General features: G+C 34.1%; 1 protein-coding gene. It reads left to right on the top strand.

Features of this window, described 5'->3' with window-relative positions; translation table 11 throughout:
- On the top strand, nucleotides 1-472 hold a 472-nt coding region (yihA, locus tag HG1285_RS00315; protein WP_008289700.1), incomplete at its 5' end, for a ribosome biogenesis GTP-binding protein YihA/YsxC.
- Between the last annotated feature and the right edge of the window lie 614 nt (nucleotides 473-1,086).

Raw genomic sequence — 1,086 nt, 5'->3', positions numbered from 1 at the left:
TCTTATAAATGCTCTTTTTAACAGAAAAATTGCAAAGGTAAGTGCTACACCGGGAAAAACAAGACTTGTAAATTTTTTCAATGTAGACGATAAATTTTACTTTGTAGACCTTCCCGGGTACGGCTATGCTGCTGTTTCTAAAAAAGAAAGAAACCAGTGGCAAAAAATGATGAATGCATATTTTAATTCAAGGGATAATCTAAATCTTGTAATACTTCTTGTGGACAGTAGACATAAACCTACAAATCTGGATTTTTTAATGAAAGAGTATTTAGAAGCTCTTGAAATACCTTATATAGTAGTTGGAACAAAACTTGATAAATTAAACCAGAGTGAAAAAGCAAAAGCTAAAAAGGTTATAAAAGAAACTTTAGAATTAGACGACAACGTCCCAATAATTTTAACTTCAGCAAAAGAAAAAATTAATCTTGATAAAGTTATGTCAGAAATTTTAAATGCAGTAAGTATATAATGTCTTTTCAAATATATCTATAAATACACAACACACAGCAAATAATTTTTAAGGCTGGTCTGCCCAAAGTAGGCAAACCAAACCCCAGCCCAAAGAAGGTAGCCCAATGGGATCCTCTGAAAGCAATCTAATTGTAGTATAAAAAATCCAAATAAATCACAATACTTTTTACAATGCCCTGATAAAGTCGGGGAAGAGCGAGTTTGTCAGAAAGCATAAAGACAAGCTAATCATTGATCAGTCGCAATGCCCTTAGAAAGTCGGGGGAGAGCAAGAATTCTATAATTCAAGATGTTTTGGAAAAATATGTCACAATGCCCTTAGAAAGTCGGGGGAGAGCACTTTTGCCGAAGGCAAATTGGTGAGCCGAGGGCGAACAAGATACCTCTGAAACCCGCAATTCAAGCCATATTCAAAATGCCAAGTATCCAGATTTTCTACAAATTATAGCTCATTTTTTTCTAAAGTGCAACAATAAAGCCTGACAACCTTCTAAAATCGTTTTCCTTATTTTATGCGGTTTACAGGCAATTTTTATAAAAATACCCTGAAAATACCCTGCTGCCCTGCGATTTGGAACTTTTTTGAACAAATCCTTGCAAATCATTGATATT

It is taken from the genome of Hydrogenivirga sp. 128-5-R1-1 (assembly GCF_000171895.1).
The sequence above is the reverse complement of the archived record's forward strand: the minus strand, read 5'-3'. Positions and strand labels throughout refer to the sequence as shown.